At 61.8% G+C, this 951-nt stretch carries 1 protein-coding gene; it reads right to left on the bottom strand.

The genetic code is table 11. The features are described from left to right. Nucleotides 1-50 precede the first annotated feature (50 nt). A partial coding sequence (locus ACYQ1H_RS15510; protein ID WP_460028939.1) for an IS30 family transposase occupies nt 51-951 on the bottom strand: 901 nt, incomplete at its 5' end.

Raw genomic sequence — 951 nt, 5'->3', positions numbered from 1 at the left:
GCAGATTTCCGCAACTATAGGGCGGTTTCAAGGACCCAGTGCAACACGGGTTAATGAACTGCGCTCTCTGACTTCTGAGCCATTTGAAGCATCTCGTTGTAGACCTGCAAAGGCGTCCGGAAGCCATGAATCTTACGCGGTCGGTTGTTGAGCTTCCAGGCGATGGCGTTGAGGTCGTCCTGACTGTACCCGGACAAGTCCGTGCCGTTGGGCAGGTACGCCCGCAGGAGTCCGTTGATGTTCTCGTTGCGGCCGCGCTGCCAGGGGCTGTGCGGGTCGGCAAAGAAAACAGAAACACCGGTCATGTCCGTCAAGCGCTGATGCTCACGCATCGCCTTGCCTTGGTCATGGGTCAAGGTCTTGCGCATCGGTTCAGGGATGCCGTTGAGCACGCGGGTGAAGCCTTCAAGGGCCGCCAGGGCGGACGCCTTCTCGACCCACACCAACATCACCAGGCGACGGGTCCGTTCCACCAGGGTACCGACCGCAGACCGGTTGAAGGCCCCCTTGATCACGTCGCCCTCCCAATGTCCCGGAATCAGACGGTCCTCCACCTCAGGCGGGCGTACATGCAAGGACGTCATGTCCTGAATTCGACCCCGCCGATCCTCACCGCGAGCCCGTGGCCGCCGAACCCGTCGCCCCTGCCGCAGACAGGCCAACAAGTCGGTACGCAATTCGCCTTTGGGCATCACGTAGAGCGCGTTGTCGATGGTCTCGTGCGACACCCGCTGCTCCGGTTGCTGTGGATAAAGAGACTTCATCGTGCCGGCAATCGGTTCGGGCGACCAACCCTCCCGCAGGACGTGCTCAACCACGCCAAAGAGAACTGTCTCCTGACCCGGCTTGGGCGCCTTGCGGCGCTGAAAGCGTCTGGCCCGTGCCCGATCTCCCGCCAGCGTGGCATCGTAGGATTGACCCTCAACGCGGTGCCTGATCCTTTCACGGCTG

The sequence above is a fragment of the Methyloparacoccus murrellii genome, assembly GCF_054657115.1.
This window is presented reverse-complemented; position numbering and strand designations above follow the sequence as displayed.